Source organism: Asticcacaulis sp. AND118 (assembly GCF_020535245.1).
In the GTDB taxonomy this organism is placed as follows: domain Bacteria; phylum Pseudomonadota; class Alphaproteobacteria; order Caulobacterales; family Caulobacteraceae; genus Asticcacaulis.
The window spans coordinates 2,634,461-2,658,749 of the sequence record NZ_CP084910.1; the positions used below are offsets into that span (position 1 = coordinate 2,634,461).

The 24,289-nt window shown below is 55.5% G+C and carries 19 protein-coding genes; 3 read left to right on the top strand and 16 right to left on the bottom strand.

What is annotated here, in order from left to right:
* Positions 1–344: 344 nt before the first annotated feature.
* Positions 345–3,494: a TonB-dependent receptor gene (locus tag LH365_RS12615; RefSeq protein ID WP_226743987.1), complete on the bottom strand. Its 3,150-nt coding sequence runs from the start codon at positions 3,492–3,494 to the stop codon at positions 345–347.
* Positions 3,495–3,936: 442 nt separating this feature from the next.
* Between LH365_RS12615 and LH365_RS12620 the strand changes: the two genes are divergently transcribed.
* Positions 3,937–4,953 carry a LacI family DNA-binding transcriptional regulator gene (locus LH365_RS12620; protein ID WP_226743988.1) on the top strand — a complete coding sequence of 339 codons (1,017 nt, stop codon included), beginning with the start codon at positions 3,937–3,939 and terminating at the stop codon, positions 4,951–4,953.
* An 88-nt stretch (positions 4,954–5,041) separates the two neighbouring features.
* Positions 5,042–6,103, top strand: coding sequence for a 4-hydroxyphenylpyruvate dioxygenase (gene hppD, locus LH365_RS12625; RefSeq protein WP_226743989.1), 1,062 nt, complete (start codon positions 5,042–5,044; stop codon positions 6,101–6,103).
* 11 nt (positions 6,104–6,114) lie between these two features.
* Here hppD and LH365_RS12630 read toward each other — a convergent pair whose 3' ends face one another.
* The 6 genes from LH365_RS12630 to LH365_RS12655 all read right to left on the bottom strand — a co-directional run bounded on the left by LH365_RS12630 (position 6,115) and on the right by LH365_RS12655 (position 11,578).
* A complete protein-coding gene (locus LH365_RS12630) occupies positions 6,115–7,623 on the bottom strand; it encodes a type I restriction-modification enzyme R subunit C-terminal domain-containing protein (RefSeq protein ID WP_226743990.1) in 1,509 nt (502 codons plus the stop codon).
* 10 nt (positions 7,624–7,633) lie between these two features.
* Positions 7,634–8,755, bottom strand: a complete 1,122-nt coding sequence (locus LH365_RS12635; protein ID WP_226743991.1) for a restriction endonuclease subunit S — start codon at positions 8,753–8,755, stop codon at positions 7,634–7,636.
* The gene (locus LH365_RS12640; RefSeq protein ID WP_226743992.1) at positions 8,752–10,200 is read right to left on the bottom strand and encodes an N-6 DNA methylase; all 1,449 of its coding nucleotides are present in this window, start codon (positions 10,198–10,200) and stop codon (positions 8,752–8,754) included. The genes LH365_RS12635 and LH365_RS12640 overlap by 4 nt, the downstream gene beginning before the upstream one ends.
* A 40-nt stretch (positions 10,201–10,240) precedes the next feature.
* Positions 10,241–10,414 carry a hypothetical protein gene (locus tag LH365_RS12645; protein WP_226743993.1) on the bottom strand — a complete coding sequence of 58 codons (174 nt, stop codon included), beginning with the start codon at positions 10,412–10,414 and terminating at the stop codon, positions 10,241–10,243.
* A gap of 464 nt (positions 10,415–10,878) precedes the next feature.
* Positions 10,879–11,376 (bottom strand): HipA domain-containing protein, encoded by a 498-nt coding sequence (locus LH365_RS12650; RefSeq protein WP_226745485.1) that lies wholly within the window; start codon positions 11,374–11,376, stop codon positions 10,879–10,881.
* Positions 11,270–11,578 (bottom strand): helix-turn-helix domain-containing protein, encoded by a 309-nt coding sequence (locus tag LH365_RS12655; protein WP_226743994.1) that lies wholly within the window; start codon positions 11,576–11,578, stop codon positions 11,270–11,272. The genes LH365_RS12650 and LH365_RS12655 overlap by 107 nt, the downstream gene beginning before the upstream one ends.
* Positions 11,579–11,856: 278 nt before the next feature.
* On the opposite strand from LH365_RS12655, the gene LH365_RS12660 reads away from it, so the two are divergent.
* Positions 11,857–12,960: a Fic family protein gene (locus LH365_RS12660; protein ID WP_226743995.1), complete on the top strand. Its 1,104-nt coding sequence runs from the start codon at positions 11,857–11,859 to the stop codon at positions 12,958–12,960.
* Between the two features lie 324 nt (positions 12,961–13,284).
* Here the strand turns inward: LH365_RS12660 and LH365_RS12665 are convergent, their stop codons facing one another.
* From LH365_RS12665 to LH365_RS12710, 9 genes are all read right to left on the bottom strand, one after another.
* Positions 13,285–15,006 (bottom strand): ATP-binding protein, encoded by a 1,722-nt coding sequence (locus LH365_RS12665; RefSeq protein WP_226743996.1) that lies wholly within the window; start codon positions 15,004–15,006, stop codon positions 13,285–13,287.
* 35 nt (positions 15,007–15,041) lie between these two features.
* Entirely contained in the window at positions 15,042–16,181 is a 1,140-nt protein-coding gene (locus LH365_RS12670) for a DNA cytosine methyltransferase (protein ID WP_226743997.1), read from the bottom strand.
* Positions 16,182–17,017: 836 nt separating this feature from the next.
* Positions 17,018–17,326: a helix-turn-helix domain-containing protein gene (locus LH365_RS12675; RefSeq protein ID WP_226743998.1), complete on the bottom strand. Its 309-nt coding sequence runs from the start codon at positions 17,324–17,326 to the stop codon at positions 17,018–17,020.
* Between the two features lie 193 nt (positions 17,327–17,519).
* Positions 17,520–18,845, bottom strand: coding sequence for an MvaI/BcnI family restriction endonuclease (locus LH365_RS12680; RefSeq protein WP_226743999.1), 1,326 nt, complete (start codon positions 18,843–18,845; stop codon positions 17,520–17,522).
* Position 18,846: 1 nt separating this feature from the next.
* On the bottom strand, positions 18,847–19,299 hold the full coding sequence (locus LH365_RS12685) for a very short patch repair endonuclease (protein WP_226744000.1): 453 nt from the start codon (positions 19,297–19,299) through the stop codon (positions 18,847–18,849).
* On the bottom strand, positions 19,300–20,532 hold the full coding sequence (gene dcm / locus LH365_RS12690) for a DNA (cytosine-5-)-methyltransferase (protein WP_304502291.1): 1,233 nt from the start codon (positions 20,530–20,532) through the stop codon (positions 19,300–19,302). It lies immediately after the preceding gene.
* Between the two features lie 116 nt (positions 20,533–20,648).
* Positions 20,649–20,906 carry a hypothetical protein gene (locus LH365_RS12700; protein WP_226744001.1) on the bottom strand — a complete coding sequence of 86 codons (258 nt, stop codon included), beginning with the start codon at positions 20,904–20,906 and terminating at the stop codon, positions 20,649–20,651.
* Between the two features lie 298 nt (positions 20,907–21,204).
* On the bottom strand, positions 21,205–22,071 hold the full coding sequence (locus LH365_RS12705) for a sigma-70 family RNA polymerase sigma factor (RefSeq protein ID WP_226744002.1): 867 nt from the start codon (positions 22,069–22,071) through the stop codon (positions 21,205–21,207).
* Positions 22,072–22,397: 326 nt separating this feature from the next.
* Entirely contained in the window at positions 22,398–23,993 is a 1,596-nt protein-coding gene (locus tag LH365_RS12710) for a DUF262 domain-containing protein (RefSeq protein WP_226744003.1), read from the bottom strand.
* Positions 23,994–24,289: the final 296 nt, after the last annotated feature.

Genomic DNA, 24,289 nt, shown 5'->3' on the forward strand with positions numbered 1-24,289 from the left:
GCCAAAGACCTTGTGCTTGGCCAGTGCAGGAAAGATACCCCACCACCCCGCCTGCTCCGCAGTCGCGGTCCCATCGCTGGCAAAAGCTATACTTTCGCGGGCGCTTTACCCCGACAAGTCGGGGAGGTATGAAAGCTAAGAAGCTCATATCCGATCCCTGTGTTTTTTATTGAGGATGCGCCGGTTTCGACCGGCTTGCCAGACAAAAAAGCCGTGACGAAGCAGAGGGAGTTTGCTCGGTCACGGCCCAGTTTGTGGAAGAAAACAGGAAGACACCGGTTGGATGCGATCCTGAGTTCCGGGCGGCAGAAGGCCCGCCGCCCGGAAGGCTTACGAACCCTCTCCTACCACTTGGCGCGCAGGCCAAGCGTCAGGCGCGGTTCGAACTCGTTCTGAGAGCCGTACTGGGTCTTGCCCTCGGCGAATTGATAGTAATATTTCTCAATTTCGCCGGTGATGTTGGACCCGTTGAGGTACAGCGACAGGTGCTTGTTGACGTCATAGGTGGCGTTGACATCGACAAAAGCAGTCTCATCCGCGTACTGAGCGATATTATCGCCCGACAGGGTCGAGACGCCGTTCAGGCGTTCGGAGCGATAGTTGTAGGCCACGCGGACCTGAAGCTTGTCGTCCTGATACCAGCCGACCAGATTGAACTGGTGCTTGGAGTTGTTGATGAAGGGCAGCTTTTCACCGTCCAGACCGCGACGCGATTCCGTCGAGGGCGAGTAGGTGTAGTTGGTGTCGACGCCGAAATTCTTCCACACCGGCGTATCGATCAGATCGTTGAAGGCGAACTTACCGCCGATTTCAACGCCCGACACCTTGCCGCCCTCGCCCTGGATCTGCTTGTAGACCGGCACGTCGCGGCGGATGACGCCGTCCTGATCCGGGAAGCGGCCCACGGTCTGACCGGCGGTGGTGAAGCTTTCGATATCGATGTGGAACAGCGCCAGATTCACCAGAGACGCGCGGCCGAGATAGTATTCGGCGGCGAAATCGACATTCTTGGCGCGCCACGGATTGAGCTGCGGGTTGCCGTCCTGGTTGGCCGAGGTGACGATGCGGATGCCCAGCGTCTGATCGTCGGCGGTGTTGATCTTCAAGCCGCCGCCGTAGGAACCGAGGTCCAGAGGCTGCATGGTCTTGGCCGCCGCGAAGCGGAAGCGCAGCTTGTCCGAATAGTCGTAGACCACATTGATGGCCGGCAGCACGTCGACATAGTCGTTCGAGTCGAAGGTGTCGCCGATATCTTCGTTGGTGTCGCCATACGGATACTGGGTCGGGTCGGTGACGTTCTGGCGGACCCACAGGTCGGTCTTGATCACACGCACGCCGGCATTACCGCGGATTTTTTCGCCGATTTCGAAATCGCCGGCCAGATAGGCCGAGCTTTCTTCCAGCGAGACCGAATAGGACTGACCCGGCACGATCACGCGGTTGGCCCCGCCGAAGACGCGCGTCATGAAGGCGGCGGCATCGTCGAAGTCACGCGGATCGGCGGCCCAGAAGCCCGGCAGGCCCGAAGTCACGCCACCGAGGTCGGTGACGAAGATCGGGTTGTTGTATTCGTCCAGACGCGTCGGCTTGTTGACCGTATACGGCTGGAAAACCATGACCGACGGATTGGCGGCCGAAGGGACCATTTCGCCACGGGCGCAGCGCGGATTATCCATCACGACGTCGATGGCCTTCCACTGCGCGGCGCAGCCCTTGGATTGCAGCACGCCGTTCTGATCGCGGGTATTCGGATAGAAGTCCGAGAACAGGTGGAACTGCGTGATGTCGACTTCGCGCTTCGACGTGCGCGCGCCGAAGTGGGCGTTGGTGAAGAGGCCGAACATCTTGTCGTCGTAGCGGTAGTGACCGTCGTAACGGGCGACCTCCAGCGTCGAATCCGCCTCGTTATTGCCTTCGGACGAGAAGGCGCCCACGGCGTAGGAGCCGAGATTGGCCATATAGTCCTTCAGCGACTTGCCCGCGCCCAGACCGCCGGAGATCGGCGTGTCGAAGCCCGACCACACCGGATGATCGCCGGAGATGTCGTAGTGCAGTTGCGGGTTCTGACCGTAGCCCTGCGGATTCGGATCGATATAGCAGCCGCCCTGTGCGCCGGTCACCGCGTTGGTGCGGCGCGACGCCGGGAAGGTGTCGCAGATCGACTTCGGATAGAAGGTGCCGCGCGTACGGTCGTCGGCGTTGCGGAACAGGGTGAAGCGGCCGTCGGCATAGCGCCAGTTGGACAGGTCGCCCTGCACCTGACCGTTCATGCTCAGGCGGTTGGCGTTGGCCGAGATGGCGCGCAGCTCATAGGTATAGTTGCCGCCGTTGTCGTACTTCAGCTCAAGATTATAGTTGAAGGATTCCGACTTGTTGGTGCGGTTGACGGTGAACGAGTTCACCCAGTGGGCGTTGATGTCGTATTCGTCGACCGTCAGCCACGGACGGCCGTTCGAGCCGGTCTGACCGGTGTTTTCAAAGTCCGTCGGCTTGGTCCAGGTGCCGAAGACGGCGCCGTCCCAGCGGTTCGAGATATTCATGCCGACGGCGCGGTTATAGTCTTCCAGCTTGGCGTAGAAGCCTTCGGCGATCAGGGTGTAGCCGTCGCCGAACTTCCATTCGGTCGACAGGTTGACGCCCAGACGCTTGCGCTGATTCTCGCGGTGGAAGCTTTCGTAGCCGTGCGGCGACAGGAAGTTCTGCGGCGCGGAACCGCCCCAGTCGTTATTGCCGGAAATGCCGCCGCCGATGCCGGAATAGTTGTTGCCCAGCGTGACGTCGGACGTCGCCGCCGACAGCAGCACGCCCACGGTATCGTTGCGCCAGCTCGCCAGACCATTGAGCGAATAGTCGTCGCCCTTGGTGTGGTCGCCGCGCTGACCTTCGATCGCGCCGGCCAGGGTCAGGCCCTGACGGAACTGGAACGGCCGACGGGTTTGCAGGTCGATCGTGCCCGACACGCCCGACAGCGCATTGGTGGTGTCGGTCGATTTGAACACGACGACGCTGTTCATCAGTTGCGACGGCACGTCGAGCAGGTTGGGCTGGGCCGAACCGAGGTTGCCCGCCGACAGATACTGTTCGCCATTGAGCAGGGTGATGACCTGCGACAGGCCGCGGATATCGACGGTCGAGCCTTCGCCCGCGTCGCGGCGGATCTGAACGCCGGTCACGCGCTGGAGCGAGTCGGCGATGGTGGTGTCGGGCAGCTTGCCGATGTCTTCGGAGGAAATGGCGTCGACGATGGCCGCTTCCTTGCGCTTGATGCCGACCGAGCGGAGTTGAGAGGCGCGGACGCCGGTGACGACGACTTCGGTGATATCTTCGGCCGCTGCCGGCGCTTCCTGCGCGGCGACGGCCGCCGAAAGCGCAAGCCAGGAGGCGCCTGCCGAAAGGGTCAGGGCCAGACCGCGCGCGATTTGCCTGCCCTTTGTTTGCCTGCCTGTGGTTTGCCTGCCTGTGTTTTGCCTGCCTGTGTTTTGTGTCTGTCTCATGAACTTCATCCCTGGTAATGACGTTTCTTTTTCACGGCGCACTGACCGGGCCCGGCGGCGTCATCCTTCGAAAGCATCCTCGCGACAGGACATAGGTTTTGTCTTGTTATGTCCTATTTTGTCTTATATTGTCGCGAAAGACATTGAAGATGAGCCGGGCAACAGGTGGCAAACAGCGCGTTTACAACGATTTCCCGTGGCATCCGCCTCATTTTTGAGGCGTTTTCGAGGGTTCCCCAGTCCGTTTATCCTTTATGGCTGGCATCGGTTTCACAAAATGGCCTGATTTTGTCAATCCGAAATGTCATCGATGTCATAAATTGTGGCCGATCAAGGCCACGACTGTGACCGCCCTGCATCACGCCAACCCTCGCCAGACCGGATTCGACCTGTTAGATAACGCCGCTTTTCCTGTTCATCGCTTGCTGTTAGTTTGAGTATCATGACGACGATTTACGATGTGTCCCGCCTCGCCGGTGTGTCGGCCAAGACCGTGTCGCGGGTTCTCAACGAGCCGGACAAGGTGAAGATCCACACACGCGAGCAGGTGCTGGCGGCGATGAAGCAACTGGACTACAGCCCCAATGCCTCGGCGCGGCAGTTGCGGCTGGGCGGAGCCAGTTCGCTGGGCCTGCTGCTCGAAGACCCTTCCTCTGGTTATCAGAGCCGCTTCCATCAGGCCCTGCTGACCGCCTGCATGGAGGCCGGCAAGCACATCACGGTCGAACTGTTCGAAGGCGTGAAGCCGGACTGGGAAAGCCGCGTCGACCGTTTTCTCAACGAAGGCCGCGTGCGCGACCTCATCCTGCTGCCGACCCTGTGCGATTTCGAACCGCTGAAGGCGCATCTGAGGAAGCGCGACGCCCGCGCCGTGCTGATCGCGCCGTCGATCTTCGACCCGCACTTCCCGTCGGTGGTGATGGACGACCGCGCCGCCGCGCGTCAGATCATCGAGCACCTGTTCTCGCTGGGTCACAAGCGCATCGGCCACATCAGCGGCCACCCGGACCATTCGGCCTCGATCCTGCGCCGTCAGGGCATATTCGAAGCCTATGACGCCGCGGGACGTCAACGTCCGGGCCCGGACCTGTTCGTCGCCGGCGACTTCATGTTCAAGAAGGGCATCGAAGCCGCCGAGGCGCTGCTGTCCCTGCCCGAACCGCCGACGGCCATCTTCGCCGCCAATGACGAGACGGCTGCGGCGGTCAGCATGGTGGCGCACAAGCGCGGCCTCAGCATACCCGCCGATCTGTCGGTCGTGGGCTTCGACGACGCGCCCATCGCTTCGGCGGTATGGCCGGCCCTGACCACCATCGCCCAGCCCTATCTCGACATGTCGCGCCGGGTGGTGCAGTCGCTCGACGACTGGGACGCCAACTTCCCCGGCGGCACGGCGGCGACCTATATGACACGGCACGACCTGGTGCTGCGCGACTCTACCGGACCGGCGCCGAAATAGGGTTTTTCATTACGCAGTGTTAACTGGACTCCTGAGCCGTTTTCGTTTTTCTTGTGTTAGCGGGGTAATACGAGAACACACGGAACAGATGCCGGTAAGTTGCCAAAATCCTCTGGGGCTGGAAGGTTTCGCGTTTGTGGAGTTCGCGACCCCGAATGCGGAGGCGCACACCACCGCCTTCGAGCGCCTGGGCTTTGTCGAGACGCACCGCCACGCCTGGCAGGATGTCAGCGTCTTCCGTCAGGGGCAGATTTACTTCGTCCTCAATGCCGAGCCCGCCGGTCACGCCGCCCGAACGGCGGCGCGTCACGGTCCGACCGTCTGTGGCATGGGCTTCCGCGTCAGCGACGCCCAGCGCGCCCTGCGTCTGGCCGTGCAACAGGGGGCGAAGGCGGCCGACGCCCACGCGACGCCGTACGGCGAAGACGTACCGGCACTGCAAGGCGTCGGCGGCACGCTCATCTATCTGATCGACGATGTCGCCATGCGCGGCCATGCACCCGAAGGCTGGCGCGCCCTGCACTCACCGCCGGTCGCTCAGGTCAACGGCGCCGGGCTTGTCTGCGTCGACCACATCAATCATGCCCTGCGCAAGGGTCAGATGCAGACCTGGGCCGACTTCTATGTGCGCGTGCTGGGCTTCGAATCGCAGCGCTATTTCGACCTCGACACCCACGCCACGGGGATGGAGGCGCAGGCCCTCGTCTGTCCGCAGGGGCAGATCCGCATTCCGCTCAGCGAAAGCCGCTCGGCCTACAGCGCCACCGAAGCCTTTCTGGAAGCGCACGGCGGCGAAGGCGTGCAGCACATCGCGCTGGAAACCTTCGACATCCACGCCACGGTCGAGGCCCTGAAGGCACGCGGCGTACGCTTTCAGCCGGTCCCCGCCCCCTATTACGACGGCATCGACGCCCGCGTGCCGCACCACGACGAAGACATCGAGCGCCTGCGCCGCAACGGCATTCTGATCGACGGCAATCTGCGCCGCGAAGGCATATTGCTGCAGGCCTTCACCGATACGGACTTCGGCCCGGTCTTTTTCGAGATCGTGCAGCGCAAGGGCAATGCCGGCTTCGGCGGCGGCAATATTCAGGCGCTGATGGAGGCCGCCGGGCTGGAGCAGATGCGCAAGGGGTTGCTGAGGGTTTAGGCGGGCTTTGCTTAAATCGAATAAAGGGTTTCCTGCAATCGGATATAGGCCGCCTTGATGCCCGAAAGCGCGCCTAACCGCGCCTTGCCTTCGGCCACGCTGCCGTAACGCGCGATCAGATAATTGCCCAGCTTCTTCGCCCCCAGTTCGCCTTCGCCATTGGTTTCATAGGCGCGCAGGATCGAAACCAGAAGGTCTTTCAATTCACCGTCAACCGCCCCCAGCCCCAGCGTCTCGGTCGTCTTGGCGCGCTGGTGGCGCGTCACCGGCGGGTTGGTGAACAGGATATAGGCCAGCACGTCGAACAGGTCAGAGTCCTTCGCGTCGATCAGACGGCGCATATCGTCCAGCTTATCGTGATCGTATCCACGATCCGAAAGCTGTTCCAGAAACTGCTCGCGCCGGTCCGGGTTGCTCCACGCCGCGCGCAAGGCATCCTCGTCGGGGATCATCCCCGACAGATCACCGAACAGCCTTTGCAGGAACTCCGCCGCCGTCATGGGGCGGCCATCCGGCCCCCAATAGGTCGTGGTCGAGATATAGCGGATATGGCGGTCTTTACCGTCAGCCAGCCGGATAATGATCTTTTCCGCCGCCCCGATGTCTTCGCCGTCATCGCCTCCGCCCAAGGGCTCATCCGGCCCCGGTTCGGCAGGGCCACGCGGACCGCGCGGCTCAGGCGCGACCGGCTCCAGCGGCTCTCCATCCCATTCCGGGTCGCGGAAATTTTCATGCGCCTTCACGAAATCCCAGATGGTGAAAAACGCCTTGTCCTCAAAGGTGCGGGTGCCGCGCCCGATGATCTGTTTGAATTCGATCATCGATTTCACCGGCCGCATCAGCACGATATGCCGCACATTGCGCGCATCCACCCCCGTCGATAGCTTCTGAGAGGTGGTCAGGATGGTCGGGATCGTCTTGTCATTATCCTGAAACGCCCTCAGATGCGCTTCGCCCACCGCGCCGTCATTGGCGGTGACGCGATGGCAATAGTCGGGGTGGGTGCTGGTCTTCACCTGATTGATCAGATCACGGATCAAAGCCGCATGGTCCTGCGTCGCGCAGAACACCAGCGTCTTTTGCCGCTGGTTGATCTGAGCCATGAACTCTTTGACGCGGCTCAGTTCGCGCTGTTCGATGACAATACGCGTATTGAAATCCAGCTCACTAAAGCGGTCGCCCTCTTCGACCTCACCGCTCACAAGCTCGTCGGAACCGTCATAGACATATTCGTCGATGGTGCTGGCCAGCCGTTCGGCATAGTCCTTGGCCTGCCCCACCCCTTCGCGGTGCGAAAGGCCCGCGCGCTTGGCTTCGATCACCGCCAGCTTATGCCCGCGATAGATCAGCACATAGTCGCAAGCCAACCCCTTGCCGCGTTTATTGCCCGACAGGATACGCCCCGGACAGATCACCTCACGCCGCACCCGCGACCCTTCGACCACGCCCCACCCGGCGGCCCGTAATACCGGGTCGATACGGTCAGCGCGCGTCTCGGATTCGGTCTCAGTGCGTGTCATAATCCCCCGATCAGGTCAGTTCCCCGGCAAAGGCCTTTTGCAGCAGAGATTGCCGCAGGTCGTCAAGGTCAGCCAACTTTGCCTTGTAGCTAATTGCACTTTCTTGGATATGTTGTCGCACTTCGCGAAGTCGCTTAGCAATGGAAAACTGCATCTCTGCCCGCGCTGGAATTTTTACCTTCAAGGCACTCCATTTGCTCTTATTTATAATTGGGAGCGTTGCCTGACCTGCATTTGATAAAACTTGCTTCTGAAAATCGGGCGTCAGCATTTGGTAGTATATGTATTCTGCGGATACACCTGATTTTGCCGTTATTGAGTTAATCTGTTGATTGGTTGTGATTGGCTGTTCATTAAAACCCGCCTTACCAATGGTTGCTCCGATACACACCATAAGCGCTGAGTTTTCTTGTATAATGCGAGACACAGACGCGCCTTTTTCACTGAGGCCCTCATTTGTATAATCAAGAGTCCCGTCGCACTTGAAGTCACCCGGCTTTATGAAGGGAAGATAGTCACCGAGCATTCCCGCCTCAGATGTTTTTGGGGTAGAGCCTGTTTGGATAAGGCCTAAGTCTGAAAGTGCGAGGCCCTGCCATTCTATTTTCTTATCGGAAAAGCTATCTACGAGTAGCGCGCTAAATAACTCATCCAAACTTTGCAGATTGGCTTCGGCGTTGGCGCGGGCGCGGTCCAGCCCCTCAAAGGCTTCATCCAGAATGGCCACTATCCGCTGTTGCTCTTTTAAACAAATCGGAAGCGAGACCATTTCGCGGTGCACATCATTCCGATTTAAGGTCGGTACGCCAGTGCCGGCCGCAAAACGTCCAAGCCCCAGCCATTGCAAGAGATAAAAAACAAAACGCGGATCATTATCGTGAAAGTCTTTGACATATAAAGTGGTATTTAAAGGCCAAAAGTCCTCGTTTATGTAGAACACATTTCCAATGCTTCCGCTTCGTCCAGTTGCTACTCCCGGACCTTTAACTTTTGCTTCAATATGAGTGTCGGTCGCGCCGCTAGAGGTGACCAAAGGATAACGACCGGGGGTGCGTTGCGGAGCGGGCAAGTCAAAGCCCCTCTGAAGTGTGCTTACTTCATCCAATCGCTTTTTCACCCACCCCGGCTTCACAGCAGCCCCCGGATGGTTTCCAGAATTTCCGCCGTCTCCGCATCGCGGGCCAGCATATCGTCAATAATGTCCTGCGGATTACGCAACGCGGCCTTTTCCGGGGCGTTGGGGTTTTTCACCGACAGGTCAAAGGTGTCATCGTTCAGATCGCCGCGCGCCACGCTCCAGCTTTGCGGGCCAGTGACCCTGGTTTTCTGCTTTTCGACAAAATCGCTCAGGTCATCGTCATTGAGCGGATTGGTCTTGCCCAGGGAGCGGCCCGGATCGAGCTGATAAAACCAGATTGTCCGCGTCGCCGATCCCTTTTCAAAGAACAGCACCACCGTCTTGACGCCCGCCCCCTGAAACGTACCCTGCGGACAATCGAGAATGGTGTGCAGGTCGCAGGTTTCCAGCAGTTCCTTGCGCAAGGCCACGCTGGCCTGATCGCTATTGCTGAGGAAGGTGTTCTTGATCACCACCGCCGCCCGCCCCCCGGCCTTCAGCTTACGGATAAAGTGTTGCAGGAACAGATAGGCGGTCTCCCCCGTGCGAATGGGGAAGTTTTGCTGCACTTCGCGCCGCTCACCGCCGCCAAACGGCGGATTGGCCAGAATGACGTGGTGACGGTCCTTTTCCTGAATATCCAGCACGTTTTCATTTAAGCTATTGGTGTGGATCAGGTTCGGCGCTTCGATCCCGTGCAGGATCATGTTCATGATGCCGATAATATAGGCCAGACCCTTCTTTTCCTGCCCGAAGAAGGTGTTCTTTTGTAAGGTTTCCCAATCGACGCCGCGCAGATTACCCTGACGCATATAATCATAGGCTTCGCACAGGAAGCCCGCCGATCCGACCGCGCCGTCATAGACGGTTTCGCCGATTTTGGGATCGACCACCCTGATCATCGCCCGGATCAACGGACGCGGCGTGTAATATTCGCCGCCATTGCGGCCGGCATTGCCCATGCGCCGGATGCGGGTTTCATAAAGCTGCGACAGCTCGTGACGCTGCGCCTGCGTGTTGAACGAGAGGGAGTCGATCTGCTCCAGCACGTCGCGCAGGATATAGCCCGAACGGAATTTGTTGCGCAGTTCGCTGAACACCTCACCGATCTTGTATTCGATGGTGCGCGGGCCGGTCGCCGTCTGTTTGAATTTGGCCAGATAGGGGAACAGCTCCTGATCGACAAAGCCGATCAGGTCGTCACCGGTCAGGGCGGCATTGTGGTCAAACGCACCGTCTTTTTTCGGCGCGGCCCAGCGATCCCATTGGAACGCACCGGTTATAATCGGGCTGTAGGTATCGCCATCCAGTTCCGCCCGGTCTTTGCGCTCGGTTTCCAGATCGTGAAGGTATTTGAGGAACAGCACCCATGAGGTCTGCTCCACATAGTCCAACTCATTGGCGACGCCCTCTTCGGCGCGCAGGTCACGTTCGATCTGATTAAAGGCGTTATCGTACATTGGGTGCCGGTGGCTTGCGTGTCAGGCGATTCGCGCTACCCTAAGCAGCGAAACGCCCGCCCGCAAGGTTGTGCTTTTTCAGCATTCGGGGTCTTTTGGGCGTGAGCGATATAAAAACAAAAAACCCGCCTTGCGGCGGGTTTTGAACTTGATTGGTGCCAAGAGAGGACTCAAATTTTAGAAATAGTTGTTTGATTTCAGAAATTTGAGCCATTTTGACTCCATCTCGTTACCCACACCGTTACCCACACGCTTTGTGTTGCAGGTGGGTTACGGTCCGGATTTTCGTCAGCCTGAGCGCGGTCCCAACCAAAAATCTCGGCCCTTCGGGAACAATATCTGCTTCGTCAATCGAAGGCAACTATCCATGCCTGATCGTGTCTGGCCATGCGCGTCCGCGATGCCAGTAGACGGACAAAAGGGATATAATCCGCATGCGGATGAATGGAAATGGAGCGATCTACAATCCTAAAATTTTCGCGCGGGTAGTCGAGATATGACCAAGGGCCGCATATTCTATAATGCCTTTGGGCCGCTCGTTACCCTACGAGTGCGGAGAATGGAACGGATAATCTCCGAATAAAATGCGGAGATTATGGCTCGTATCTGGCAGGACTGCCGCCACGTTGTCTGCAATCGTCGCACCTTGTAGGCGTAAAAAGGCCAGGAGCCGTTTTTTTAAATCTCACCTGAAACGCTGATCTGAAGGTGTTTCGCTCTCTGCCCTATGACATTTAGAATATCCGCGAGGATATTCGATTGAATGCCTTCCTTTGCAAAATCTCCGGCAAGTGCCTCCGCACGCTCGAAGACCCCTTTGCTCAAACTCAGGAGTTTCTTGTCGAGGTTCCGTTTAGCCGATGCCGTGTCGGGGACAAGCTGATGCCAGTGACGTAAAAACACGTCCTTTGCCTCATACTTCCCGCCAATTTTCATCGCCATTTTCGAGGCGAGGTCAGGATAGACAGCGGTGCTGAGAAGGTCATAGGCGGGCGAGAGTATGGGCTTGTTTGACGTATACAGGAACGAGAAATTCTTCCCATGCGCGTCAGCATTTCCAATCAGGAAGTTAAATATCACGCGGTCCTGGAGCGCCAGGATAACCCCAACCCGATCCGTCCCCGTTACCGCGCCCTGCGCCAAGACCTCTCCCATCGCCGTCTTCACTAAGACCATGAAGCTCAAGGGTAAGACCCAGCATTGACAACACGACCAGGGCTTTACCGATATGGCAGGACTCCTTGCCTTGCTCGAGTTCACGCAGATAGCGCACCCCAACGCCCGATGTGGAAGCAAGCTGCTCTTGTGTGAGCCCTTGGCTCTTACGTGCGCGGCGAACGCTATGACCAATGTCCTCGGCCTTTCTGATATGCGTCATTATCAACCCTTTCGGGACGATTGTAGCATTGCAGCGTGAAAAATCAATAAATCATCCCGTTCGGGACTATTTCAATTTCTAAAGCCGGATTCAGAGAAAAACATCCCGATCGGGTCGTTAGATAAAGGGCGGCAGGCATCTTTGCTGAAACCCGGCTGGTTTTTCTGTTACCCAGTGGGTGCGGAGAATACACGTCTTATTGTCCGCAAAATATGCGGGTAATACCCCTTGCTTGTGCGGAGAATATACCGCACAATCTCCGCAAGGAGTGCGGAGAAATGAAATATATTCACGAACAGGATGGCTGGCCAGCCTTTCACTGGAGCCATGAGACGCTCGCTGATCAGCTCGCATCCGTGCGCCATAACCAGGGCAGGCTGGTAGGCCGCATGGAAGGTCTGGGCTTCAATCTGCGCGAAGAAGCGGTTCTCGCGACCCTCACCGAAGACGTGTTGAAGTCGAGCGAAATTGAGGGTGAACGTCTCGATAAAGAACAGGTCCGATCTTCGATTGCCAGACGCCTCGGCATGGATATAGGCGCTTTAGCTCCGGTTGACCGTAACGTCGAAGGCGTCGTCGAAATGATGCTGGATGCCACACAGCACTACAACACCCCTCTGACCGCCGAACGCCTGTTCGGGTGGCATGCGGCCCTGTTTCCGACGGGCCGAAGCGGCATGACGAAGATCGTTGTCGGGGCATGGCGTGACGGCACATCAGGCCCGATGCAGGTCGTTTCCGGCCCTATCGGACGCGAGCGGATTCACTTCGAAGCCCCGGATGCGCAACGGCTTGATGAGGAGATGAAAGCCTTCCTGAAATGGTTCGAAGAGGGAGCAGACCTCGATCCGGTCATTCGCGCCGCTATTGCGCACCTGTGGTTCATCACTATCCACCCGTTTGAAGACGGGAACGGGCGGATCGCCCGCGCCATAGCGGATTTGGCCTTAGCCCGCTCTGAAAGAAGCTCACAGCGGTTCTACAGCATGTCGGCGCAAATCAGAGCCGAACGCGCCGCCTATTACGACCGTCTGGAAAGAACCCAAAAGGGCGACCTGGATATAACAGATTGGATCGGCTGGTTTCTGGCTTGCCTAGATCGCGCATTTGTGGGGGCTGAAACCACGCTGGCGTCCGTCGTTACGAAAGCCCGGTTCTGGGAGACGCATCAGGTGAACGCGCTCAATGCCCGTCAACGGCTGATGCTGACCCGCCTCCTCGATGGATTCGAAGGCAAGCTCACATCCTCCAAGTGGGCGCTGATCGCCAAGTGTTCCCAGGACACGGCAAGCCGTGACATCGAAGACCTGATTAAACGCGGCATCCTCGTCAAGGATACATCAGGTGGCCGTAGTACAAGCTATACTCTGGTATCAGCGTGATGGCGCGGGTACTCGCTACACGGCCACAGTACGCCCCAAAACCTTGGCACCGCGACGAGACAGGCTTGGGGCTCAGATTATAAATCGTCTTCACCGAGAGTGAGAATATTTCGCGTCTCTTCCCGTCGAAGGAGACGTCGCTATATCGCGCGACGAGCGCCGATAATTGGCCATAGGGACATAGGATTCTGTCATAAAGCGGATCACGAATACGGGTATGGAATGTCAATACAACACTTCAAAAAATAAAAGTTCAACTTAATATAAATAAAACCGAGCTTCCTGAGAAGGCATATATAATAAATACAAATAAAATATTAAATACTATATAGATAGTATATGAAGAAGCCCTTGCAAGACCTCATCTCTAATGATTCGGACTTGCGACGCATTTGATATGCTGCCCTCCTCGTGCGTGATTCCATTAAGCGTTTTCAAATTCTTTTTAAAATTATCGCATGCTTGCTTGCAAGCACGAGCATTAGGATCAGGAAATATATCTCCATTATTTGCGCACCACGTGATCATATCGCTCAACGATGGCGAATAATTCTTTCGCTCTTTATCAGTGGGCGCGGCTTGACCTGCAACTATCTTACTATTTAATACGTCATCCCTCATTTTAATGAAATGAGAGTGGCGCCTGAGATAATCCCTCATTCCTGCATCGAAGATAGTGCGGAGCAGTATTGCGCTAGCGTATGGAAAGTCGGCGATACTGAGTCTTTCAGCTTCGTAGACAATGGCCGCGAGTCGTGGCTGCTGAAATGCGACAGGCAAGCCAAGCGGCAACAGGGTTTCCAGCGATTGAATTTGCCGCTTTGTGGCTGAGCCTTCTAAGATAGATTTCGACGTTGCAGGCGTGGGCGCGGGCACGGCAGTCGAATTTGGCTTGCCAGAAACAGGCCTGGGCGGCGAACGGTCGGCGGTTATGGTCTGCCGATCTTCTTTTCTACGATGCGTAGATAGAGGTGTTGTGTGACGATACTTCTGTGCAAATTGTTGTAGTTTATCCCTTACATCGGCGTATACGTCACTGTTCTCACGAATATCAGTCTTCTTCGTGTTCCACGGCAACAGTGAAGGGTCTTCTGACTCGAAATAGACCCACCCGACAAAACCATTATACTCGTTGTGCCAATTGGTGGTCCACCCGGTTTTGTAAGTCTGATCATGCAGCAGAATTACACGATCATTGCAGACAATATACCAACCAAACTCCTTGGCGATAAGCTTATGAACCTGAAGATTATCCGGATCTGCACCGACGTTACCCTTTATAGTTTTGCCGAACCGATATTTTTCGTGAACTCCCGCCACAATTTTAACTTTAACACCGTGAGACGTAAACTCCGCCTCCTGTAAAGGTATGTATGTATTGGCAACAGGTTGGGGCGCAAAGGTTTCAATAATAGAGTTATCGACCTCTATCGTCAGGCCCTTGGCGATAAACAAACCATATCGCCTTGCCATGTTTTCCTTGAGAACGTCTCTCCATCGCACGGCGTCGAGGTCACGCTTCGTATCGGGCGTCACGTGACCGATTTGTATGCTGGTAAAAGCGACTCCAGAGGTCTTGGATTTGGTAGCGGGCAATTTGAAATCGTCTGCCTTATCGAGCTCGGCTCGCGTAAATTCCAACGCAAGTTGAGCAGTACCGTCGTCGGTAACGACTTTACAGCGCTCGCCGAGCTTAAGGATAGCCCGTTTTAGTCCCACGCCGAAGTGCCCAATCCCATAGGTATGCCGAGACTTCAGTCCCGTTCTAAATGCTACGCTTGTAAAGTTCTGTTCGGACATCCCTGAACAGTTGTCCTCAACAACGATTCCTTCGGAATCGAGCTTCAGAGTGATTTTAAAGCCGCTGTAGTCCTCCTGTAGACCACGATGTCTAGCTACCCGCATTTTGGCCCGGGCGGCATCAATCGAATTGTCGACCAAATCAAAAATACACTCGGAGGTTTGAATGTCCGCTATGAGATAATCAAATAGGTAGGACGGGGCCGGGGCGAAATCGACCAGCAACGTGTCATCCTGAGTTGTCATATTCCCCCCGTGTCTCAACCGGGAATAATTGGCCGTTATGCGGCCTTTCGTAAAGTGGATTTTTCCGAGACCAAAGAGAGTAGTGCTTCACTTACGATAGGAGAAACGCTGTTACCGATCATTCGGAAGCTATGCCATTTCGTAGGGTGAAACACAAACCAGTCTGGAAATCCCTGCAATCTTGCAGCTTCACGTACAGTGATTACTCGGGGCTGAACCGGGTGAAGGGGCCGCACGGACTGGAAACTACCCTTCTCTGAACCGGTGCCAGCTCGCAGCGTCGGGCATTGTTTCCCCCAAGCGAGCTTGGGGGACTTGCTTATCGGCTCGGTGGTTCCCTGGGTAGTTTCTATGAATCTGTCTATAACAACCGAGGAATGCTTCGTGGAAAACAATCCCGAAACTCTACCTTGCGACAGCTCGGTAAGTGCATCGTGCCACCCGATATGTCGATTGGGCATAGCTCTCTGTTTGCGGGCATAACTTGAAAGGTCTGACTCAGTTGTCGCTGGGTATTCAGCCCACCCAAAATCCAACAGACGGTTGGTTGCATCAATAGGTGATGGCAGGTCACTTATGGCGTCCCTTACAGTCGTCCGGACCTCTACTTTTAACCCTTCGACAGATGTCGAACTAAAATGGTCCACGTCATGTTTGTCATACCCCATGACAATTACACGCTTTCGGGTAGTGGGGGCCCCCAGATCGGCGGCATTCAGTATAAGCGGTCCAACGACTTCATAGCAGCTTGGTAGGTCGGCTATGGCCGCCTGAAGGAACCCTATATTGCATTCATCCAAAAGGCCTTCTACATTTTCCATCACGAAAACACGTGGCCTGAGTATCTCGACATGTCGAAAGTAATGACCAATTAGGGCATTGCGAGGGTCACCGGCATCACGCAAGCCCATACGACTGAAACCTTGACATGGCGGGCCACCTATCAGGAGGTCCAAGCGCGGCTTGTCTTTTCCCAATACGAAGCTCCACTCTGAGCTGCCCATCTGGGAAATGTCACCAAGCAAGGCTTGGGTATTAGGAAAATTCAGCCGATAAGCCGATTGGAGGTTGGGCTCGATATCAACTGCCGCAACTACGTCATAGCCCGCCAACTCCGCGCCCAAGCCAAATCCTCCGCAACCAGAGAAAAGGTCTACGCAAGTCGGCTGTGTCATAAGTCATTCCCATTGGACGCATCAAATGGGAATTATTCAATACAATAATTTACAGGTTTGTCGATCGGAAAGTTTGTCAGCCGATATTTTTTAGCACTTTCAAACCTTCTTTCGTTCCCATCCATTTTGATTTTTTCATACACCGGAATAATCCCAGACATCACCTTTGCATCCGTGTCGGCCGCCCCCCCCCCTTTGGAGCGGCAGCCGTTAGCCCCCCCCAGCGCCCGTCAGTTGTCACCTGTATTTAAGGAGCAATTCCCACCCGTTAAAGCTCCCACCGCGCCTATAACCGTTGATCGGGAGATTTTCGGCATTTTCGCAACTTTTAACCCCATGATCTTCGTTTTTGGCTCAAATTGCCAACCCGAGGTACGTTTACGAGACTCCCCCTTCAATAAAATCAGTGCCTTAGGCGATAACCGTCTCTCGCATCACCGCCCTTGTCTCTCAAATTTCCGACGTGCAGACAATGACTTACCGGCTCTGAGAGACGGTCTTTTATCTTGCCTCAAATCCCCCCGTCCCTCGCCGAATCTCCTACGATCTCGGCACTTCGCGAATCCGGAGCTTCACGACATTGGCAGTAAAACTGGTGACGAAAAGGCTCGCGTCTGTCGGGATCAGGAAGGTATTTGTGCGACCCTTTTTTGGTCCTTGCGCTTGCCAGATGTCGAAACATCGCGGCGCGTGCAGGTGGTCGGGCACTGAAAATAGACAACCGGGAAGATCATTTGCATGGCTCGGTCGATGTCAGGCGAACCGCTAGAGAAAATTCAAGAAATCGTTTTTTAAAATGCGCCGTCGCCTCGCAGGCGTCACGGTAGGTGGTTGAGTCACCGGCGCAGGGGCAACTCCAACTGACCTGTTGGTTTCACCAGCCCCGGACCCCGTGGTTTGCGCCCTGGTTCGGACGGAACGGCAGCGTCAGACCTTTCCGACATTGGAACATCATCAGGCTCTCCGGAGAGGAAACGCAGCAGTTCGTCGCGCATGATCAGACGGCACTTACCGATCTTGACCGACTTGAGCGAACCGTCGGCAAGGCGCTCATAAAGAAACGACCGCCCAAGTCCGCTGGCCTTCACGGCTTCATCTATCCGGTAAGCAAGTTTCTGCGTGTCGATTGTCGGTTGCGTGACCATGCTTGTCTCCTGGCATCCGTGCGGGTTCAAATGGACAGGCAGGTGTGTCGCTGGCAGGCATGCCAACCCTCAGCCTGAGCCTGGTGAGAGTTCGCTGCATGATGCCATTACAGAAAGCCGGGCCCTACGCACCTCCTGCCCCCCGGAGATACCGTTTTGCCGTCACATGCGCCCAGACTGAGGTCTTTTGATATCAGGAGACAAGATCAACCAACTCCGAGTGATGGTACATTTTTTTCAGGTCCGCATGTCGCACTCGGAACTGACTGCGACGCTTCAAAACAGGCTTAACCTCAGAGGCCCGCTCCAGCTTCACCGCCGGATCGTAGTAGACGGCACCGGATGCAAAGGCTTTCAGGAACAGGATAAAGTCCGTCTGTTCGCAAAGCAGTATGCGGGAACCAAAGCTGTACTCAGGCGGAGGTGTGCGGAATAGGGTCGGCACGTAAGCGGCCTGAGCGTGTTTCCGATTCCAATGCTCCATCATGCCGGTGAACGACCAGCTCGCCGCAACCTCGCCTGCACCATCGACCAGCCGGATGCCTCCACTGAGGTCCGTGATGATACCCTTGTTCGGGTCGAAACCGGCAATCGTCATGCGCAGGCCGGTATCAGGATGAAGCCCCTTCTGGCAGGTGTAGATGCCCCCGAAGTTCAGCCTGTCAGGCTTTCCGTTTTTATCCGCATATCCATAGCGACGCAGGAACGGTGCAACGCCGTCATCTTTGTAGATGCCGCCGTTGGGTTCGGGCGTCATCAGAGTGACGGGGGTCTTTGCACGGTAGCTGATGAAGTCACCGACGCCGTACTGCTTCACCTCCCACCCCATGAAATCAGGCTCTGCAATCCCGTTCGGGATGATGCCCAGCTCTGCTTCAAGGGTGTACCCGCCTGCATTCGGGGCGGTGTATTGCATTTTCTGGCCGTCTCTGGCGAGACGCTGGGAGGCAATCCACTGCTGTTCGTAAACCCGCCGGAGTTCACTAAGCAAAATAGCTTTGGGACTGACTTTCTGGTCGGGGTCTGACGGGAGTTCTAAAAACACCCCAACGGACTGCCACTCGCGCGCGTTCAGCTCGATGGCTGTCGGATTATCAGCGAACGTCGCATATCCCAGCACTTCGCCTGTTGCCGTCATCCCCATGAACAAAACCCGGCCCGGATCGCGGACAGTCATGATTGCTGAAGGTGCGGCTTTGCAGCCCTTCAGGAAGCCCGACATTCGCACTTCGGGGTAGTCCGGATAAAGGATAAGCTGAGCGTCGGGCGCGGGGTGGCGACCGTCCTCGTCAAGCCAGAAGAATTTCACCTTTGCCTTCGGCCGGTCCTGTTTGCTTCCGGCCATTTCACGGGTGTCTATGACGATTTCGCCGTGAGGAATAATGTTCAGCGCCCCGAAACCACCCCCCAGATAGACCTGATTTTTAGAATTGTCGTTCGGGGCCAGTTTCTTGGCATAAATGCGCTCCGCGCCATGGTGGCGCATCAGACTGAGCAAACCCGACAATGACGCAACCAACTCAGTTTCCCCGGATAGTGAGTCTCTTTTCCTCCGACCTTAGCCACTCAGCCAGAAGCTGTACAGGCTGATTGTCCGGTAGCCTTGTGCGTCCCTTTAACGCGCACTCCCAGACAGTGGCGATACGCCAGCCCAGTGCGTCAAGCGCATTGATGTTGCGCGCATCGCTGGCGACGTTTTTACCGATCTTCTCCTGCCAGAAATCAACGCGCGTGCCCGGCCATCTGAACAGATGACAGTCATGCCGATGCCAGAAACACCCATTGATAAACACAACAGCTCCGTACCTCGGAAACACCAGATCAGGCTTGCCAGGCAGGTCCTTTGCGTGAAGGCGGTAACGAAAGCCAAGTGAATGGAGCGCACGACGAATGTGCAATTCTGGCTTTGTGTCCTTGCCCCGGATTGCCGCCATATTGCGGCTACGTGTTGCAGTGTCGTGGACGTCAGCCAATCAGACAGCCACTTTCAATTCAGGCTCGTCAGTGATCAGCGCCTGAATGTGGGGCTGCATAATCCGTGCGACTTCCCGGAAGACCGGAACCGCTACAGAGTTGCCGAACTGCTTATAGGCTTGCGTATCCGATACCGGGATGCGGAAGCTGTCATCATAGCCCATCAGGCGCGCGCATTCTCGCGGGGTCAGCCGACGAGGGTTATTCCCCTTCCCCCGACTGACGAGGATTTCTGAGCCGTCCTTGTAGTACCGTGCCGACAAGGTACGCGATACGTCGTCCGGTCCTACAAGCCCGAACCCAAAGCCATTGCCCGCCGCTTTGTGTTTGTCAGCGTAGTTTTGCAGGTAAGCCCAGAGCTTGTCAGTCAGGGTGTATTTCGAGGCCACCTCAGCCCGGATGCCGGTTGTATAGGGCGGCTCGGCGTCTTCCGTCGCGTTCTCAGGGTGCAGGATGGAAGAGAGCTTCACAGAGCCCTTCGGAGGCAGATTCAGGTCATCCCATGAGAACGGAACATCTTCCCGAAAACCGACAATGACAATACGCTCGCGGTGCTGGGGCACAAAGTGCTGGGCGTCGATGACCATCGGCCACACCTTGTAATTCAGTTCACCTTCAAGTGTCTTCATGATGACGTCGAACGTCCGGCCCTTGTCGTGACTTTTGAGGTTCTTGACGTTTTCCAGCATGAAGGCTGCAGGCCGTTTGTCAGCGATGATGCGAGCAACGTCAAAGAATAGCGTCCCCTGAGCCTCGTCCAGGAACCCGTGGCTGCGTCCCAGCGAGTTCTTTTTGGAAACACCCGCAATCGAAAACGGCTGGCACGGAAACCCTGCAAGCAGCACGTCGTGGTCGGGAATCTCAGCGGTTTCAATCTGGGTGATGTCGCCGTGGATCGGGTGATTATCGCGAAAATTAGCGGCGTAGGTCTGTTGCGCGTACTTGTTCCATTCGGAGGTAAAAACGCAGTGGCCGCCGATTTCGTCGAAGCCACGACGTAGCCCGCCGATGCCGGCGAACAGGTCAATAAATGTGAAGCGCGGCGGCGATGCGGTCACATTGGTGGCGCCGCCGACCAGAGTTTCCAGAAACTGAATAGCCGCACGCCGGGGAGCCAGTTCACCCGTTTCCCAGCGGCGAACCTGACGGGGACTGTAACCGAGCTTGTCGGCCAGTTCCTCCAGCGAAATGCCAGCTTTCAGACGTAATGAGTGAAAATCCTGCTTTCGCATTAAAGACGCCCCTGGGAATAATCCGGACACGCTGTCCTGATTTGCCCCCTAACTCAAGCGATGCGTCAGTGCAAATGTTTTTATTTTGTTCCCAAGGCAGGAGAGACCCCGACGGCTCAGGCATCCTCAGTCAACAGGCTCAGCGGATAGGGGATTTCGTCCCGCGCACGACTCGCGCCGCCGTTGGCATCAACCGCTTCGAAAATTCGCCGCTCAAGCTCGTCTCGCTGCTGGCTGGCGGCACCTTCCCAAATGGCAAGGATTTCGGCATCGCTTAGCCCGTGGGCAGCCTGGAACTCTGCAATGGCCTCAGCGGCCTTTTCTTCATCAGTGTAGTCATAAAGGCGGTTCGCTATATCCACGATGATGGCCATGGCCGTTTCTCCTCTATAGTGTTTAAACGTTATCAGAAACTCCCACAGCTGACCAGGCCTGGCAGAAGGTTCCCCGCTGTATTTCCGAAAGCGGCAAATACGACGTATCGGTCCACACCTCATAAGGCCCGCGCGGCGGCGAGGCGACTATCAAAAGTCAGGCCGAAGACGCCGCCCGGCAGGGTTTAGGGGCCATGAGGCAGAAAAAGCACTGAAAATTTCGTGACTTAACCACAAACAGCCTCTTGTCACAACGCCTTGCCTCATGAAAAAACGATGTGCAGACAATGACTTATGCCTATTCAGGAGGCATTGCTTTTATCTTGCACTCCTCCTTCACCTCACACTGTTCCTCCAAGCCGGCGGCTAAGTCCCCAGTAGCTTTCGCTTGGCCTAGGGCACTCGCCTCGATAGCCCGGTTGAAGAGGAAAGCTCCTCGCGCGATATGATAATCGACACCTTTGACTGTCATGCCGAGGATACGCGCAATCTCTTTGATGGGCACGCCTTCCAGTCGCCGCATGGTGATTACCATGCGGGTTGTCTCCGGAAGCGAGCGGATGGCAGATAATCCGACTCTCAGTTCCTCGCGAATGGATACTGCTTCAAATCCGTCGGGATCGCAGGATGCGTATTCAAGGGTTTCGATATCTGGTAGCGCTTGCAGGGCCACCACCTTTGCCCTCCGGACCTGTTGTACAGCTGCATTGAAAACAATTCGCATCACATATGCTCTCGGCGCGGATAGAGATTTCCAAATATCGCTGGTCAGGACTTTCGTATAAGCATCGTGGACGATGTCACGAGCTGCTTCATCTTCCCGGAGTATGCGCCTCGCCATCCAAAGGTACTGCCGCTCATAGGGCGCGATATGATCAGCAAACCACCGATCGACCTCCCGGACCCAAGGCTCCCCTTGTGCGACGGTCGGCTTTGTGTCGGTTAAACCTTCGTAGAAGTAACGCTCGTTAACCCGCAAGGTCTGCGCGGCTAGCCTTAGGCGAAGGTGGCTGATCCGAGCCCGCCCAGCTTCATAGGCAGCCAACTGCTTCGCGGATACACCAAGCGAACGAGCCAGCCGCTCGGGCGACATATTAAGCTCATTGCGCCGCTCGCTGATACGCGCGCCGACGTGTACATCACTGCTGGGAAAAGGGGTAAGCATGACCTGTACTCCCCAAGGCTTCGATGGCGGTGCGTCCCCGCCTATGAAAGCCTCCTTGATCCTTGGAGATCGGGGAGTTGGAAAACCGGCAGTGCACGGTCCCTGTGACCTTTAGCCGGGGCCTGTTGCATACGCCACAGGCTCCCCGACCACATAAGGGTCAAGGAGGTGCGTCGGAATGGCCGACGTCAACCAACACTACGGGGTTTCCACGCCCCGGCACTGCACGTACAGCGCTACCGCAAACCTTACATGAAAAGTAAGCAATTGCCACCCCCAACTCAATCTTGGATTTTGAAGGTGATAATCAACGCGGGAATTCGCTCCTAACCTTTTAAACCATGGTTACAATAAGGGTGACTAATCTGCCCATTCCCTGGCTCACCACTACCGCCATCTTCCCTCCTAACGAGATGATCGTAAGAGCATGAGAGTGCCGGTTCAATGTAACCACGACAGATAGGACACTTGGGAGCTGTCGGAAGATATTGGCTTATGAACATTTCAGACTTAGCTTCGTCTGAAAATTCCACGCTTTCCACTTTTGCGCGAATATCAATTATGCGACCTCTAACCTTAAATTCTTCAGCAAGACCCTCCAATGTAGGCGTTTCATTATTATGAAATGTTCCGACTAAATATTCCAACATAGATGCCACTCTTTCGGTTCGAGCATTGCTTCCAGTATATACCAACATTGAACTTATAACCGACTTATTTGCTATTAGGAAGCTTTCCAAATTCTCCCGGCAAAGAGAAAATTTCTTGAAGAAATCCTTATCATTAGAATCCAGCTTCCTCTTGAACAGATAACATGTCCCGTAAAACAACTCTGGTGTGTGCTTCCCCCGTTCGGAGTAGAAATAAATCGCTGGATGAAGCCCTAGACTGGCCTTGTCGTGGCCGGTTATCCATCGCAGAGTAGAAATACACTTTTTAAGCGTGTTTATGGTTTCGGTTCCATCGTCATCCACAGGTGAGTCCTTTAGCAAGAGCACCTTTTTTTGGTGATTTCCGTCCGTGATAGAAAGCAATTTTAGTAGCAAAGACAGTGCATCTAGTGGAGTGCTTGGCCCACCTAAAGGAAGCTGTAAGCTTTTAACGGGAGCCTGTAGCTCTGGTTTGAATATCAATGTATTTATTTCTTGCGATAAATTTTCGATCTTTTTCTGATTATCTGAGGAAAATTTAGACCAGTACTTGTGACCGGAGCCCGCACGGACGATGCACCGAGCCGCTATAGCATGACTTCTGGACCTGTTACGCAGTAGCTCCTCTTCCGTTTTGTTTAACGCAGTCCCCTGAGTATTTATTTTAAAAAAGGACACTTCAGCTACTTCCGCATCTCCGTCCACCCATTGCAAATCCAATTGGCGGCTTGTCAGATTTTTAAGGCGGTTGTTTGTTATTTTATCAAATGAAACTTCAGTGCCGGAACGTCGTGCCGCTAATTTATCCTTCAAAGACTTGTAGCTTCCGACAACTCTTTCAACCCTGTCTCGAAGTTTTTTGGCTGTCTTCTTCTGCTCATCGGATATTTCCCCCTTATAAAAAGCTATGGATGAGACGCCGTCACCATAGTCATCTTCGATCCACGCTCTGAGCGCACTAAGCCTATGTGCCCCGTCTATCGCGAATACAAATCCATCACTAGACTGCCAAAGAATGACGGAGGGAACTAACTCACCGTCCAAGAAGCTCTGTATAAATCCAACCGCCTGAGATACAGACCACTGGTTTGTCTCCCGCTGGAAATCTGGTTTTCTCAAAGAGAGCACAAAGTTTGACGAAGCCTGTAGATTTTCGAATGTGATGCTCGACGCCTTTGTTGCAGTAAGGCTGCCTTCGACTGCATTGTGGTCGTTGTTCTGCCAAAAATCAGCGCGCGAAATCATGGCGTCCAAAATAACATTAGTAGCCAAGGTCAATCCCTCAAGTCTGCGTGTAGTGGTTATGCAGTCTGCCAATCCTTATTAGGCGCAGACTGTCGTCCGCACAATCTATAGGTTTGCCGAGTTGGTCAATCACCCCTAGCGCGCCTTTCTCCTGTCCGATTAATTGGTCGGAATTGCCGGTAGCCGACCCCTACAACGCTCGGGTTTTCGACCCGCTAAATTGGACTTGAGGAGTAAAATTGTTATCCTGAGGTGCAACCATAAACTTAGCGCGGTCCCCGCCTAAAGAGCGTGCTCAATCGTTTAATTTATGACAAACCGCG